12 protein-coding genes are annotated in these 15,163 nt (G+C 64.2%); 7 read left to right on the forward strand and 5 right to left on the reverse strand.

Annotated features, from left to right (window positions below; genetic code table 11):
• Nucleotides 1-71 precede the first annotated feature (71 nt).
• The 5 genes from AACW87_RS18020 to AACW87_RS18040 all read left to right on the forward strand — a co-directional run bounded on the left by AACW87_RS18020 (nucleotide 72) and on the right by AACW87_RS18040 (nucleotide 4,201).
• Complete coding sequence (locus tag AACW87_RS18020) at nucleotides 72-791, forward strand: AzlC family ABC transporter permease (RefSeq protein WP_241325721.1); 720 nt, start codon at nucleotides 72-74, stop codon at nucleotides 789-791.
• Between the two features lie 2 nt (nucleotides 792-793).
• The gene (locus AACW87_RS18025; RefSeq protein WP_043140686.1) at nucleotides 794-1,135 is read left to right on the forward strand and encodes an AzlD domain-containing protein; all 342 of its coding nucleotides are present in this window, start codon (nucleotides 794-796) and stop codon (nucleotides 1,133-1,135) included.
• A 116-nt stretch (nucleotides 1,136-1,251) separates the two neighbouring features.
• The gene (locus tag AACW87_RS18030) at nucleotides 1,252-2,778 is read left to right on the forward strand and encodes a YjjI family glycine radical enzyme (protein WP_098980813.1); all 1,527 of its coding nucleotides are present in this window, start codon (nucleotides 1,252-1,254) and stop codon (nucleotides 2,776-2,778) included.
• A gap of 40 nt (nucleotides 2,779-2,818) precedes the next feature.
• Nucleotides 2,819-3,670 carry a YjjW family glycine radical enzyme activase gene (locus AACW87_RS18035; RefSeq protein WP_241325799.1) on the forward strand — a complete coding sequence of 284 codons (852 nt, stop codon included), beginning with the start codon at nucleotides 2,819-2,821 and terminating at the stop codon, nucleotides 3,668-3,670.
• A 207-nt stretch (nucleotides 3,671-3,877) separates the two neighbouring features.
• The gene (locus AACW87_RS18040; protein ID WP_241325722.1) at nucleotides 3,878-4,201 is read left to right on the forward strand and encodes a DUF1820 family protein; all 324 of its coding nucleotides are present in this window, start codon (nucleotides 3,878-3,880) and stop codon (nucleotides 4,199-4,201) included.
• A gap of 111 nt (nucleotides 4,202-4,312) precedes the next feature.
• On the opposite strand, the gene AACW87_RS18045 is transcribed toward AACW87_RS18040, so the two are convergent.
• The 3 genes from AACW87_RS18045 to AACW87_RS18055 all read right to left on the reverse strand — a co-directional run bounded on the left by AACW87_RS18045 (nucleotide 4,313) and on the right by AACW87_RS18055 (nucleotide 7,062).
• Nucleotides 4,313-5,236 carry a LysR family transcriptional regulator gene (locus AACW87_RS18045; protein WP_241278923.1) on the reverse strand — a complete coding sequence of 308 codons (924 nt, stop codon included), beginning with the start codon at nucleotides 5,234-5,236 and terminating at the stop codon, nucleotides 4,313-4,315.
• Between the two features lie 153 nt (nucleotides 5,237-5,389).
• Nucleotides 5,390-6,586, reverse strand: a complete 1,197-nt coding sequence (locus AACW87_RS18050; protein WP_241325723.1) for an amino acid aminotransferase — start codon at nucleotides 6,584-6,586, stop codon at nucleotides 5,390-5,392.
• A 200-nt stretch (nucleotides 6,587-6,786) separates the two neighbouring features.
• Nucleotides 6,787-7,062, reverse strand: coding sequence for a metal/formaldehyde-sensitive transcriptional repressor (locus AACW87_RS18055; protein ID WP_005313657.1), 276 nt, complete (start codon nucleotides 7,060-7,062; stop codon nucleotides 6,787-6,789).
• 71 nt (nucleotides 7,063-7,133) lie between these two features.
• Between AACW87_RS18055 and dmeF the strand changes: the two genes are divergently transcribed.
• The gene (gene dmeF / locus AACW87_RS18060; protein ID WP_241325724.1) at nucleotides 7,134-8,090 is read left to right on the forward strand and encodes a CDF family Co(II)/Ni(II) efflux transporter DmeF; all 957 of its coding nucleotides are present in this window, start codon (nucleotides 7,134-7,136) and stop codon (nucleotides 8,088-8,090) included.
• 62 nt (nucleotides 8,091-8,152) lie between these two features.
• Here the strand turns inward: dmeF and AACW87_RS18065 are convergent, their stop codons facing one another.
• On the reverse strand, nucleotides 8,153-8,563 hold the full coding sequence (locus AACW87_RS18065) for a hypothetical protein (RefSeq protein ID WP_043140700.1): 411 nt from the start codon (nucleotides 8,561-8,563) through the stop codon (nucleotides 8,153-8,155).
• Between the two features lie 265 nt (nucleotides 8,564-8,828).
• On the opposite strand from AACW87_RS18065, the gene pulA reads away from it, so the two are divergent.
• Complete coding sequence (gene pulA / locus AACW87_RS18070; protein ID WP_241325725.1) at nucleotides 8,829-12,482, forward strand: pullulanase-type alpha-1,6-glucosidase; 3,654 nt, start codon at nucleotides 8,829-8,831, stop codon at nucleotides 12,480-12,482.
• 195 nt (nucleotides 12,483-12,677) lie between these two features.
• On the opposite strand, the gene AACW87_RS18075 is transcribed toward pulA, so the two are convergent.
• Complete coding sequence (locus AACW87_RS18075) at nucleotides 12,678-15,113, reverse strand: zinc/cadmium/mercury/lead-transporting ATPase (protein ID WP_241325726.1); 2,436 nt, start codon at nucleotides 15,111-15,113, stop codon at nucleotides 12,678-12,680.
• Nucleotides 15,114-15,163: the final 50 nt, after the last annotated feature.

The raw sequence follows: 15,163 nt of genomic DNA on the forward strand, positions 1-15,163 counted from the left end.
TGCCCCTTGGTATCTGTCCCCCTGCTGTGCTAGTTTTTCCGGCTCGCCGTGGATGCAACAAGGATGATCCCATGCCGTCAGCAACAAGCTCCCAGCCCGTCGGGGCCAAGAGTAGCCGCGCGCTCTGGTGGCGCGCTTCCATCGATATTCTGCCGCTCTCCATCTCCGTCATTCCCTGGGGGATCCTGTGTGGCGCCCTGGCGCTGCAGGTGGGGCTGAGCCCGCTGCAGGCCCAGCTGATGTCGCTGCTGGTCTATGCCGGCGCCGCCCAGCTCTCGGCCACCACCCTGTTCGGAGCCGGTACGCCCCTGCTGCCCATCATGGGCTCCACCTTCGTCATCACCTCCCAGCATCTGCTCTATGGCTTCACCTTTCGCCGCGATGTGCTGCCGCTCGCCCTGCGCTGGCGTGCCAGCCTGGCGTTTTTCCTGACCGACGAGATGTTCGCGGTGGCGCTGAAAGACAGGGAGCGCAGCGGTGCCTTCAATCCCGCCTACGCCCTGATCGCGGGCTTCGTTTTCTATCTGTTCTGGAATCTGGCGACCCTGCTCGGCATCGCCGCCGGTCAGTACATAGACGGGCTGGACAAGATGGGGCTGGACTTTGCCATCGCCGCCACCTTCATCGCCATGACCATACCCGCCATGAAGAACCTGCCCATGGTGGCGGCGACCCTGGTGAGCGGCGGCACTGCGCTGCTCACCAAGCCGCTGCTGGCGGAGATCCATATCATCATATCGGCGCTGGCCGGCATGGTTGTGGGCTACGTGCTGCACCGGATGAGGAGATGACCATGAGCTGGCTGATGATAGGCCTGCTGGCCCTGATTACCTTCTTCAACCGCTTCGCCTTCTTCTCGCGGCTGACCCGCTATCAACCGGGCGCCGAGATGGGGGCCTTCCTCAGCTTCTCGGCCCAGTCGGTGTTGACCGCCATCTGGCTGCCCATCGTCTTCAGCTATGAGCCGGGCAAGGGACTGACGTGGGATCCGGACTACCTGGCCGCTACCCTGCTGGTGACGGCGCTGACCCTGTTGCGGCTGCCGACCCTGCTGGTGGTCGTGGTGGGCATGGGGGGCTTCTTCCTGCTGCGCTGGCAGGGGGGGCTGGCGGCGCTGCTGCCCTGGTTTGGCTGAGTCGTGATCCCGCATGGTGGATGTCTTTTATGGATATCCGCCATGTTGTGAATGTCACTTCAAAAAACACCTCCCAAGTGTGAGGATTTAGGGACCATCCGCCAAGGAGCTCCCCCATGTCTTTCACCGAAACCTGTCAGCGCATAGTGCGTGATCACCACCTCTCTGCCGCCCAGAAGAGTCATGCCCTGGCGCTGGCCGCCGAAAATGCGCTGCCTTACCCCGAGCTGCCCCCGGCGGTCGCCGAGGCTAGGGTGCAGGGTTTTCTCTGTGACATGTTCGAGGGGCATGCCCCCTACAAGCCGCGCTACGTGCTGCCGGACTATGAAAAGTTCCTGAGTCAGGGCTCCGCCTGGCTGGAGCTGGCGCCGCCGCAGGATTTCGACGAGGCGCTCGATGCCCTGCGCATCCTCTATCACCATGTGCCCTCCGTCACCGGCATGCCGGTCTGGCTGGGGCGGCTCGATCATCTGCTGCTGCCCTTCGTCGGTGAGCTGGATGACGAGACCCTCCATCGCAAGCTGAAGGGGTTCTGGATCTACCTGGATCGGGTGCTGCCGGATGCCTTCATGCACGTCAACATAGGCCCCGATGACAACCGTCTCTGCCGCCTGATCCTGCGCATCGACGGTGAGCTCAAGCAGGTGGCGCCGAATCTGACCCTGTTCCACGATCCGGCGCAGACCCCGGACAGCCTGCTGATGCTGGCGGTGCAGAACATAGCCAGCTGCAGCAAGCCGCACATCGCCAACTACCCGCTCCATAGCAACACCTTCGATCAGCGCGGCTTTGGCATCGTCAGCTGCTATAACGCCCTGCCCCAGGCGGGCGGTGCCAATACCCTGGTGCGGCTCTCCCTCAAGCGGGTAGCCGAGCAGGCCCACGGCATAGACGACTTCATGGGCTGTCTGCTGCCCCATTACTGCCGTCTCGCCTCCCAATTGATCGAGGCGCGCGCCGCCTTCCTCCATCAGGAGTCCGGCTTCTTCGACAGCTTCCTGGTCAAGGAGGGCTTGCTCGATGAGGATCGCTTCGTGCCCATGTTCGGCATCTATGGCATGGCGGAGGCGGTCAATTTGCTGATGGACAAGGAGAATCTGCCCGAGCGCTACGGCCGTGACGAGGAGGCCAACCAGCTTGGCTATCGCATCTCGGCCCAGCTATCCCGCCATGTGACCGAGACGCCGCAGGTGCACGCCTGGGGCGGCCGCGCCCTGCTCCACTCCCAGGGCGGGCTCAGCGTGGATCGCGGGGTGACCCCCGGGGTGCGCATCCCTTACGGCCAGGAGCCGGATCCCGCCAGCCATGTGCTGGCGCTGGCACCCCACCACGGCTTCTATCACTCCGGGATCAGTGAGATCCTAACCCTGGATCCCACCATACGCCAGAACCCGCAGGCGCTGCTGCAGCTCTGCAAGGGGGCGCTCGCCATCGGCATGCGCGAGTTCACCGCCAACGTGGCCGACAGCGACCTGGTGCGGGTGACCGGCTACATGATCCGCAAGAGCGACGTGGCCCGTTTCGCGACCGAGGGCTCGCGGCTGCAGACCACCTGCCTCGGCGCCGAGGCGAGCGAGCTGACCGGGATCCGCCAGCGGGCGCCGCGGGTGGTGGGGCGCGAGGCGACCCTGTGTGACTACTGAGTGCGGCAGCCGGGCAGAGGCGGCGGCGCGCATCGCGACGGTGAGCCGCTGGCTGCCCTTCTCCTGCGTGGACGGGCCGGGCAACCGGCTGGTGCTCTTCCTGCAGGGGTGCAACTTTCGCTGCCCCGGCTGCCACAACCCGCACACCATGGGGTTGTGCGATCACTGCGGTGACTGCGTGCCGGCCTGTCCGAGCGGGGCCCTGACGCTCGTCGAGGGCCGGGTACGTTGGCAGGCGGCGCTCTGCACAGATTGCGATCGCTGCATCGACGACTGTTCGCGCCATGCCAGCCCCAAGACCAGCCAGATGTCGGTGGCCGAGGTGCTGGCTCTGCTGCGCCGCTACGGCCCGCTGCTGACCGGCATTACCGTCTCCGGCGGCGAGGCTACCACCCAGCTGCCGTTCGTGATTGCCCTGTTCACGGCCATCAAGGCAGCGCCGGATCTGGCTCACCTCACCTGCCTGCTCGACAGCAACGGCTCCCTCGCCGCGACCGGCTGGCAGCGGCTGCTGCCGGTGCTCGGCGGCGCCATGCTCGATCTCAAGGGGTGGCGCGACTCTGTGCATCACATGCTGACCGGCCATGGCCGCGAGCGGGTGCTGGCCTCGCTGCAACTGCTGGCAAGCCACGGCAAGCTGGCCGAGCTGCGGCTGCTCCATGTGCCGGGACGCAGCGATTTTCTGGATGCCGATGGCAAGCTGGAGGCGGGCCTGGCCAGCTTTCTGCAGAGCCTGGGGCCAGTCCCCATTCGCCTCAACGGTTTTCGCCATCACGGGGTGCGCGGGGTGGCGACGAGCTGGCAGGAGGCGGACAGGGAGGCCTTGACCCGGCTTGCCGCCGCGCTGAGGGAGAGGGGGCTGGGGCCTGTGTCCCTGCCGGCGATCTTCTGAATGGTTACTCGAATCTAATCAATTGATCGCAAAGGTATTTTGTGTGGTTTCTTGGTCGATGTCCGGCGAGCAGGCGGCAAGTTTGTGGCCTGGCTCCGGGTTTTGGGCTCTGTGAGTCTCAAGATGACGTAACTGTGATTGCTGTCTATTTGAGCTCTGGGAAGGGGCGGCTAGAATGGGGCATTCGCCCACCATCAACAGACGAACATGAGTGAATCCAACGCCTTATACCGAGTGCAGTTCATTTGTCACAACGAGCGTTACGAAGTCTATGTCAGGGAAGTGAGCCAGGGTCAGCTGTTTGGCTTCATCGAGATCGCGAACTTCGTGTGGGACACCCACACGGCGCTGATCGTCGATCCCAGCCACGAGAAATTGAAGAGTGAATTTGCCGACGTCAATCGCACCCTGATCCCCATGCACCACGTGCTGCGGGTCGATCAGGTGCGCAAGCAGGGGGCTGCCCGCATCACAGAGCTGGGCAACAACGTCGCTTCCTTTCCCAGCCCCATCTATACCAAGAAGCCCTGAGGCTTCCTCCTCTCTGCGAGCCTTGCCATGGGGAGCCTTCTGGCGAGGCTCTCTTCTCTTCGGATCTGTATTGGCGCCCGCAGGATCTGCAATGGGTGCCGCCTGGGTGCGCTAACCCAGTTCCCGGGCCAGTTGCAGGATCCGCTGGCGGAACCAGCGCCGCGCCGGCTCTTCACCGGCCGGGCCGTACCACACCAGGCTGTGGGTGACGGCGCCATAGTCGAACGGGACCGGGCGGATCACCAGATCCCGGCTCATGGCCTGCTCGGCCCAGCCTTCGACGGCGGTGAGGATGAGATCGCTCTGGCGCAGCAGGGCCGCCGCGCTGCCAAAATCCGGCAGGGTGGCGCTGATTTGGCGGCGCACCTGCAACTGGGCTAGGCTCTGTTCGAAGAAGGGGTTGGCCAGCTCCTGATCGCGAATGGCGATATGGCGCCAGCTCAGGTAGGCATCCAGATCCCAGGGCTTGTCCAGCGCCGGGTGGCCCGCCCGCAACAGGCAGACCAGCTTGTCTTCCCGCAGCGTCTCCCATACCAGACCCGGTTGGCGGGGCAGGGGCTGGCTCTGATCGTGGGGCAGGATCACGAAGTCGAGCTTGCCCGCCGCCAATGCCGCCAGCCCCTGTTCATCCTTGTTCCAGATGTCGGGCACCAGACCGGGCACCTCCCGCATCAGCTGGCCGAGAATGGGGCCCATGGGCCAGACCATGCCGCTTTCGCGCAGGGCGAATTTCAGCTGTCCCTGCCAGGTGGCTGGGTCGAAACCGCCCTGGCTGGTGAGGCTGTTCAGCTCGCTCAGCAGCCGGTGCAGGGTGGGGCCGAGTCGCTCGGCAAACGGGGTCAGCAACAGCTGGTTGCCCTGGCGGTAGAGCAGCTGATCGCCGAGCAGATCCCGCAACTGGTTGAGGGTCTTGCTGACGGTGGAGGGGGTGGTGCAGAGCCGCTCGGCTGTGCGGGTGACGCTCTGGCTGTCGAGCAGCAGGTGCAGGGTGACCAGATGGCGGCCACCCAGCCGGGACAGGGCAATCAGATCCATAAAGACTCCACAAGCGAGACAGGTGCGGGCAGGGGCGGTCGATTGACCCGATGGCGACCCCTCACAGTCACACATGACAGTGCAATCAGATCCATAGCGGCTCCACAAAATCGGGACAAACAAAAAGCCCCGCCGAGGCGGGGCTTGAGCGGATTAGCCCTTGAGCACGGCCGCCATGGCGTCGGCCACATAGTCGACGTTGCGGCTGTTGAGGCCCGCCACGCACATGCGACCTGAGCGCACCAGGTAGACGGCGAACTCTTCGCGCAGGCGGTCAACCTGCTCTGGCGTGAAGCCGGTGTAGCTGAACATGCCGCGCTGGCTGATGAAGTAGCCAAAATCGCGGCCCGGCACCTTGGCGCTCAGCACCTCGAACAGCTTCTGGCGCATCGCCTTGATGCGGGTGCGCATCTCGGTCACCTCACCGACCCAGAGGGCGTGCAGGCTGGCATCGTTCATCACGGCCGCGGTGATCTGGCCGCCGTGGGTGGGCGGGCTTGAGTAGTTGCGGCGCACGGTGGCCTTCATCTGGCCCAGCACCCGGCTCGCCTCTTCGGCATCTTTGCAGATGACCGACAGGCCGCCACAGCGCTCGCCGTAGAAGGAGAGGTTCTTGGAGAAGGAGTTGCTGACGAAGAAGCTGACACCGGCGGCCACCATGGCGCGAATGGCGTAGGCATCCTCTTCCAGCCCGTCGCCGAAGCCCTGATAGGCGATATCCATAAAGGGGATCAGGTTCTTCTCGACTACCAGCGCGATCACCTGGTCCCACTGGGCGCGGGAGAGATCGACCCCGGTCGGGTTGTGACAGCAGGGGTGCAGCAGCACTATGCTTTTCGCCGGCAGGCTGCTCAGGCAGTCGAGCATGGCATCGAACTGGACGCCGCCGCTGGCTTCATCGTAGTAGGGGTAGTCGTGCACCTTGATGCCGGCCCCCTCGAACATGGCCTTGTGGTTGTCCCAGGTCGGATTGCTGACCCACACCTCCGAGGTCGGGAAGTAGCGCTTGAGCAGATCGGCGCCGATCTTGAGCGCGCCCGAGCCGCCTATGGTCTGGATGGTGGCGATGCGGCCGGCCTTGACCGCCTCATGCTCGGCGCCAAACAGCAGGTGCTGCACAGCGGTGCGGTAGTTGGCGGCACCCTCCATCGGCTGATAGGGGCGCGGTGCCGGCGCGGCGGCGCGTTGGGCTTCGGCCTGCTGCACCGAGGCCAGCAGCGGAATGCGTCCCTGCTCGTCGTAATAGAGACCGATCCCCAGGTTCACCTTCTGCTCGCGGGTGTCTTTGTGGAAGGTCTCGACCAGGGTCAGTATGGGGTCGCCAGCGTAGGCATCGACGTGTTCAAACATGGGGGGTCCTTGCGAAGTGGAATCCAGGGTAAGGCGATCAACGATCGGCGGTCATGATGGCGTAAAGTGGGCGAGGGCTCAAGTCTGAAACGGACCTGGGATGCCCGGCCAGCCCAGCCCGGCTGTCAAGCAACCCGCGCTGCCGAGGCATTTCAGCGCAGGCATGCAGGCTGGCCGCCAGCGGGCAGGCGGGGGATCCCTTACTTCAGATAGGATCTCAGCACCCGCACCACCTGATCCAGATCCTCCAGCCGCTCGGCCGGGGTGGCCTCCTCGGCGCCCAGATGTTCGCGCATATGGCCCTCAAGCACCTCCAGCATCAGGCCGTTGACGGCGCCGCGGATGGCGGCTATCTGCTGCAAAATGGCGGCGCAGTCACCTTCCTGCTCCAGCGCGCTTTCCAGTGCGCCTGTCTGGCCCTTGATGCGGCGCACCCGCGCCAGCAGCTTCTTCTTGCCGTGAATGGTGTGTGACATGCAGGATCCTCTCGATCAATAAAACTATACTGGGGTATAGTATATTGCATTGTCGCCCTCAGGAGAAATTCATGTCATCCCTCGTCTCATCCCATTGCCATCAACCCGTCGTACACCAGGGCAATCCGCTGGCCGAACAGAAGACCCGCTGGGCCGTGCTGCTCACCGTCATCATGATGGTGGCGGAGATCAGCGGCGGCTGGTTCTACAACTCAATGGCGCTGCTGGCCGACGGCTGGCACATGAGCTCCCACGCGCTGGCGCTCGGTCTCTCGGTGCTGGCCTACCGCGCCGCCCGCCACTTCGCCCGTGACCACAGATTCAGCTTCGGCACCTGGAAAATAGAGGTGCTTGGCGGCTTCACCAGTGCCCTGCTGCTGGTGGGAGTGGCGGCTCTTATGCTGTTCGAGTCGTTCGCCCGCTTGCTGGATCCCAGCCCGATCCACTATCAGCAGGCCATCGTCATCGCCATCGTCGGCCTGCTGGTGAACCTGGCCTGTGCCTGGCTGCTGAAGGACGATCATGGTCATCACCACGGTCATGACCATGGCCATCATCATGATCATCACGGCCACGATCATCATGACCATGCTGACCACCAGGGGCATCAGGATCTGAACCTGCGTGCCGCCTACATCCACGTGCTGGCGGATGCGGCCACCTCGGTACTGGCCATACTGGCGCTGGTGGGTGGCATGTGGTGGGGGGCCGACTGGCTGGATCCCCTGATGGGCATAGCGGGCGCCGTGCTGGTGGCCGTGTGGGCCTGGGGTCTGCTGCGCGATTCGGGCCGGGTGCTGCTGGATGCCGAGATGGATACCCCGCTGGTGGCGGAGATCCGCGAGGTGATAGCCGAGTTGCCGGAGGCCGAGATCCGCGATCTGCACGTCTGGCGGGTGGGGCAGGAGCAGTATGCCTGCGTGCTCTCCCTGCTGATGGCGACCCCCATGCCTGCCCGGGAGATCCGCGAGCGACTCGCCATCCATGAGGAGCTGGTGCACGTCACCATAGAGATTGCCCAGCCCTGATCATGCCCGGCCGGTCGCATGAGACATGAAGAAGGGGCCCAGGCCCCTTCTTGTGGTTTGAATCAGTGGTGCTGGCCGTGATCATCGTCCGGCTTGTGCTGCCAGATGGCCCCCAGCAGCAGCTTGAGCAGCAACTGGGGCGGGTTGTCCAGCAAGGAACCCGACTCCAGCTGCAGGTGGCCATCGGCCCGAAAGCCCAGGCTGGCGTGGACTGTGCCATCTTCGCTGCCCACCTGGATGAGACCGCTCAAGGTGCCACGCTCCCCCGGCTGGCAGCGCAGGCGCAGCTCGCGCGGCTCCCCCAGCAGGGTGAAGGCCCGGCAGAGGGGCGGTGTGTCTTCATAGTCGGGCCAGTTGAAGAAGTGGTACTGCTCGGCGAGCACGCCCGCCTGCTGGCAAAATTGGTCAAACAACTGCGCGATCGCCTGATACTCCTGATCCAGCCGTTTGGCCTGTTCCTCAATTCGCTTCATATGCCGTGACTCCCTCTCTATCCACTTGATCGGAAATTGATTTTTCCGGTATGGACTCGTCTGTCTGCTGGTATGGGCCGAAAGTTAGGCCGGGTCTGTGAGCCCGATCCAACTTTCGTTATGAAAACGTTATCTTGTTGAAAATGGTTGGTTTTTTTGCCCTGCTGCTCACATTTGAAACGATTGCCGCTGATTAATATGACACCGCTCGGCAATGACCGGGTACTCGACTATCGAGACTAACTACAGCGGGAATTATAAAAAAATGGATATGAAAAAGACCAAAGTGGCGCTGGTAACAGCCTCACTGCTCGCGCTTTTGTCCGGCTGCAATGACAACAGCTCCTCCCCCACCCCTGACCCCACGGACGGCCCCGTCGCCCGTCTGCCCAATGTGCAACCCCCTGCCGAGCAACTGGTGGCCGGGCCCGATCAGGCGGTGATCGCCCTGGTGGATACCCAGACCAGCGCGGCGCGTGGGGTGGATGGCCCCTTTGCCAACTACAGCCTGCACCTGTGGAACAACGACGCCTGCAGCGCCACCGCCGAGAGCGGCCTCAACGCGGGCTGGGATGACAAGGTCAATACCCCGGCGGCGGCCGACGGCTTCGGCCCCAGCTGGGTGGTGCCGCTGGCCAAGCTGGAAGGCTGCATCAACTTTATCGCCCGCAACGGCGATCTGGCGAACCTTACCGGCAGCGACATGAAGGTGGTCTTCAGCGATCACCCGGATCGCACAGTGGCCATCGTCGCGGGCAAGAGCGAGGTCTTCGGCAGTCGTGCCGACGCCTTCACCGCCGCCTTTGGCGTGGCGGGGGCCAGCGCCCATCTGATCGATGGCAACACCCTGATCTGGCAAGGGGGCAAGGACAAGCCCCATGTGCGCCTCTATTACACTGAGTCGGGCACCATCAAGGCCAATGCGGAAGGGGTATTCGACTTCCCCTACATTACCCTGACCCCGACCAGCCTGACCGCCGAGCAGCAGGCCAAGTATCCGCACCTCAAGGATGCCGCCGCTTTCGCCCTGCCGGCAGGCAAGGATCTCAAGCCCCTGCTCAAGGGCGAGCTGGTGGCCATAGGCACAGATGCCGACGGCATTCTGCAGGGGGCAACCCTGGTGCAGAGCGCCGGTGCCCTCGATGCCCTCTATGCCGACGCCGCCGCCAAGCTGGCCTATGGCGCCGTGGTCGAGGGGGGCAATGTCACCTTCCGGTTGTGGGCGCCGACCGCCAAGTCGGTCAAGCTGGCACTGTTTGATGACAAGCACAGGGCGCTGGGCGAGCGCACCATGACTCGGGACGAGGCCAGCGGCAGCTGGAGCGTGCAGGGCGGCAGCGAGCTGGTAGGCAAGTTCTACCGCTACGACATCCAGGTCTATCACCCGGTCAGCCGCAAGCTGGAATCCTATCAGGTGACAGACCCCTACTCCCTGAGCCTGGCGATGAACTCAGAGTTCAGCCAGGTGGTGGATCTCGATGATCCGGCCCTCAAGCCGGAAGGGTGGGACAGCCTGAAGGCGCCCCACAGCCAGCAGAACCCTGCCGACATCACCATCTATGAGGCCCATGTCCGCGATCTGACCGGCAACGACGACTCCACCTTGCCTGCGCACCGCGGCAAGTTCCTGGGGCTGACCGACAGCGACAGCGTGCCGGTCAAGCACCTGCAGGCGCTGGCCAAGAGCGGCGTCAGCCACCTGCATTTGTTGCCGGTGTTCGACATCGCCACCGTCAACGAGGATCCGGCCAAGGTGGCCAACCTTGCCGATGACTTCAGCAAGCTGTGTCAGGTCAACCCCGAGGTGCAGAACTCCAAGTTCGCCAGCCATTGCGGTGGCGGTCAGACCATAGAAGCCGTGCTCACCGATCTGCAGGGGGCCGACAGCAAGGAGAACCCGCAGGTACAGGAGCTTTACGGCTATCTGCGCGGGGTGGACTCCTTCAACTGGGGTTATGACCCTTACCACTACACGGCGCCGGAAGGCTCCTATGCCACCAATGCCGAGGGCAGCCAGCGCATCCTGGAGTTCCGCGAGATGGTCAAGGCCATCAAGCAGAACATCGGCATGAACGTGGTGATGGACGTGGTCTACAACCACACCAACGAGGCAGGCCTGGGTCCCAAGTCGGTGCTCGACAAGATAGTGCCCTGGTACTATCAGCGCCTCAATCCGGAGACCGGCTCGGTCGAGAACTCCACCTGCTGCTCCAACACGGCGCCGGAACATGCCATGTTCGCCAAGCTGATGGATGACTCCCTGGTCACCTGGGCCCGTGACTACAAGATAGACGCCTTCCGCTTCGACCTGATGGGCCACCACCCGAAAGATCAGATGGTGCAGGCGCTGGCCGCGGTGAAGAAGGTCAACCCCGAGATGTACTTCTACGGCGAGGGCTGGAACTTCGGCGAGGTGCAGGATGACAAGCGCTTCGTGCAGGCGACCCAGAAGCACCTGGGCGGCACCGGCATAGGTTCCTTCTCCGACCGGCTGCGGGATGCGGTGCGCGGCGGCAGTCCGTTTGACGGCGGCGACACCATTCGCAAGACCCAGGGCTTCGGCAACGGTGCCCTGGTGGATGCCAACGAGATGGACGGCGTCGAGCTGGCCACGGCGCTGCATCAATCCGACCTGGTTCGCCTCGGCATGGCCGGCAACCTCAAGGATTTCGTGCTGACCGACAAGGATGGCATGCCGAAGAAGGGTTCCGACATCGATTACAACGGTCAAGCTGCGGGTTATGCCCAGGATCCGACCGAGATCCAGAACTATGTCGACAAGCACGACAACCAGACCCTGTTCGACAACCTGATCTACAAGGCACCGGAAGGAGCCGATCTGGTGCGGATGCAGGGGGTATCGCTGGCCACCGCCATGCTGGGGCAGGGCATTCCGTTTACCCACGCCGGTGTCGAGCTGCTGCGCTCCAAGTCCATGGAGCGGGACAGCTACGACTCGGGTGACTGGTACAACAGAGTCGACTACACCCTTGCCGACAACAACTTCAACAAGGGGTTGCCGCGCAAGGACAAGGATGGCGACAACTATCCGCTGATCGAGCAGGTGCTCGACAAGCACGTCAAGCCGAGCGGGGCCGACATGGCGACCATGGTGGGCTTCTACCAGGAGCTGGCCGAGCTGCGTCAATCCTCCCGCCTGCTGCGTCTTGGCAGCGGCGCTGAGGTGATCAAGCGGGTCGACTTCCGCAATACCGGCCCGGATCAGGAGCCCGGCCTCATAGTGATGACGGTAGATGACGGCATCAATGCGGGTGCGGATCTGGATCCCGCCATCGACGGTCTGGTGGTGATGATCAACGCCACCAATGCCCCCCAGAGCATCGGCGACTTCCGTGACGGCAATGATCAGCCCATCGATCTGAGCACGCTGCAACTGAGCCCGGTCCACCATGCCGGTAGCAGCATAGCCCGTGATGCCGCCGTCAATGGCGGTACCCTGACCCTGGGGGCCTGGTCCGCTGCCGTGTTCGTCAAGCCGCAGGCCGGTGCCCAGGGCGCGGGTCTGCCGGTGAGCAAGAAGACAGATCTGAGCACGGTTCCGCCGTTTGGTGACACAGATGTCTTCGTGCGTGGTTTCCTGAACCAATGGGATCCGGTCAACAAGATGATCTTTGGCGGCAACTTCACCTACGAGTTCACCACAGAAGTGACGGCCGACAAGCTGGGGATGACCCAGGTGAAGATTGCCGGTAGCGACTGGGGCGGTTCGATCAACTACGGCAAGTGCAGCAACACCGACCAGCTGGCGGTAGGCCAGGTCAGTGTGCTCTGTGCCAATGGCGGTGATTTGCCGTTCAATGCTGACAAGGCGGGCAGCTACAAGTTCGTCTTTACCGCCATGAACAAGGAGAAACCAAGCTTGAGTGTCAGCTTTACCGCACCCACTGCGACCAAGTAAGCAGCCCCATCGAGCCCGGGGCTGGCTCGGCGGCCCAGGGTTGAATTCCACCTTGCCAAGGGTGGGATAACGCCGAGAGCGTAAGCAAAGCGCGACTGCCAACCGGCAGCCGCGCTTTTTCTTTGTCGTCGTGGGCGAGGCAATAAAAAAGCCGCCCCACTGGGGCGGCTGTTGGCTGTGCCGTTAACGGCTGGCTTAGCGCTTGCGCAGCAGGCGCAGGGCGTTGGCCGTCACCAGGGCGGTGGCGCCGGTATCCGCCAGCACGGCAATCCACAGACCCGTGATGCCGAGCAGACTGGTGACCAGGAAGATGGCTTTCAGTCCCAGCGCCAGCGCTATGTTCTGGTGGATGTTGGCCAGCGCCGCCCGCGACAAGCGGATCATAGCGGCGATGCCACCGAGCTGGTTGTGGGTCAGGGCGGCATCGGCCGTCTCCAGCGCCACGTCTGTGCCGCCACCCATGGCGATGCCGATGCTGGCGCGCTTCATGGCGGGGGCGTCGTTGATGCCATCCCCTATCATGGCGACCTTCTGGCTGATGGCCAGCTTGGCTATCTCCTCCACCTTGCCCTCCGGCAGCAGGCTGGCGCGCCAGCCCATGCCGAGTTCGTTGGCAATCGCCTCGGCGGCGCGCGGGTTGTCGCCGGTCAGCATTATGCTGCGCAGTCCCAACCCCTTGAGCTCCGCCAAGGCCGCTGCCGCTTCGGGCCGGATCTGATCCCGCAGCGCCAGCAGGGCCGCCGGCGCGGCACCCGGCTGGCCGAGCACCACTACCGTCTTGCCCTGCTGCTCCAGGGTGGCTATCTGGGCGTTGAGGGCATGGCTCAGCGAGTCAATCCGGCTCGGCGCCAGCAGTTGCCAGAGGGTGCCGTCGATGCGCCCCTCCACCCCCATGCCGGGCAGGGCGCGCAGATCCTGAGCCGCGGCCAGAGTCAGTCCCTGCTCGGTCGCTTTGGCTACCACGGCCCGGGCCAGCGGGTGGTGGGAGCCCTGCTCTATGGCGGCGGCCAGTGCCAGCAGTTCAGCCTCGGGCCGGCCATTGAGGCTGACCAGCTCGGTCAGTTGCGGCTTGCCCAGGGTCAGGGTGCCTGTCTTGTCAAACGCGACTGTATCTATGTGGGCCAGCCGCTCCAGCGCGGCGCCGCCCTTGATCAGGGCCCCCTGTCGGGTCGCCGCCGCCAGGGCGGAGGTGACAGCCGCCGGAGTGGAGATCACCAGGGCGCAGGGGCAGCCGATGAGCAGCAGCGCCAGTCCGCGATAGACCCACTCGTCCCAGCTCTGGCCGAAGGCCAGCGGCGGCACTATCACCACCAGCAGGGCGACCAGCATCATGGCCGGGGTATACCAGCGACTGAAGCGGTCGATGAAACGCTCTATGGGGGCGCGCTGGGTCTCGGCCTCCTCGATCAGGTGCAGTATGCGGTCGATGGCGTTGTTGCCGGGCTCGGACACCACCTCGAGGCGCAGCACCCGATCCGCCGCCAGACTGCCGGCGGGTACCTTGTCACCCTGGCGACGCTCCACCGGAATGGATTCACCGGTCAGGGCGCTCTCATCAAAGGCGCCGAGGGCATCGAGCAAACGGGCATCCGCCGGCAGGCGGGCGCCGGGGGCTATCTCTATGATGTCGCCGGGACGCAGCTGGTCGGCCGCCACCTCTTCCCGCACGTCACCGTCAACCGTGGTGCGGATCCGCAGCGCCTTGTCGGGCACCAGCGCCATCAGGGCCGTGACCCCGGCGCGGGCGCGGCCGGCGGCATAGGCCTCCAGATGTTCCCCCAGCATGAAGAGCAGCAGCACCATGGCCGCTTCGGCGGTTTCACCTAGGAAGAGGGCGCCCAGTGCCGCCACCGTCATCAGGGTCTCGATGGCGAAGGGGGAGCCGCTCTTGGTCAGGGCCCAGGCCTTGCGGGAGATGGGCCACAGGCCCCAGAGGGTGGCCAGGGTAAACAGCGGCTGACCGAACTCTTTCGGCAGCAGGGCCGCTACCAGCATCAGGCCGGCCAGCGACAGCGGCTGCCAATATTTGGCGAGCAGGGTCATCTGCGGGCTGCGCCGCCTGGCGTTGTCGTCTCCGGGCTGAGTTGCGCCCTTGAGCCGGAAACCCGCGGCCAGCACGGCGGCGGTGACGGGATCGGGGGAGAGGCCGGGGGCCAGATCCACCACCAGCTTCTCGGTGGCAAACAGCACCCGGGCCTGCTGCACGCCAGCGACCCGGCTGACGGCTGTCTCGATCTTGCGGGCGCAGCTGGGGCAATCCATCCCCAGCACCTGCCAGCTGTGGCGGCGACTGTCCTGCTCCGGCGCGATTAACGGCTCGGCGGTGTCGGCGGTGTGCTCATGGTGATCATGCTCATGATGGTCATGGTCATGGTCATGGTCATGAGGCGGCTGCGGGCTGCAGCAGCCCTGGCTGTGACAGCCTGCTCTGGGGGGCTCTTCATCCCCCGGCGATTCACTCCCCCCCTGATCCTGATGATCATGGGGGGCCTTGCTGGCACAGATGCTGACCTGCGTGGCACTGTCACAGCAATGGCTGTCGTGCTGATGCTCGTTCTGACTGGTGGCAGACTTGCTGACGGCCTTGATGGGGGCGGCGGCAGCTTGATGGCTGCAGCAGGATTTGCTCATGATGAGTCCCTCTTGGATGGATCCCGCCGGTGCGAGATCTTCGATAACTG

Origin of the sequence: Aeromonas sp. MR7 (genome assembly GCF_963899385.1) — a bacterium.
GTDB classification, from domain to species: domain Bacteria; phylum Pseudomonadota; class Gammaproteobacteria; order Enterobacterales; family Aeromonadaceae; genus Aeromonas; species Aeromonas bestiarum.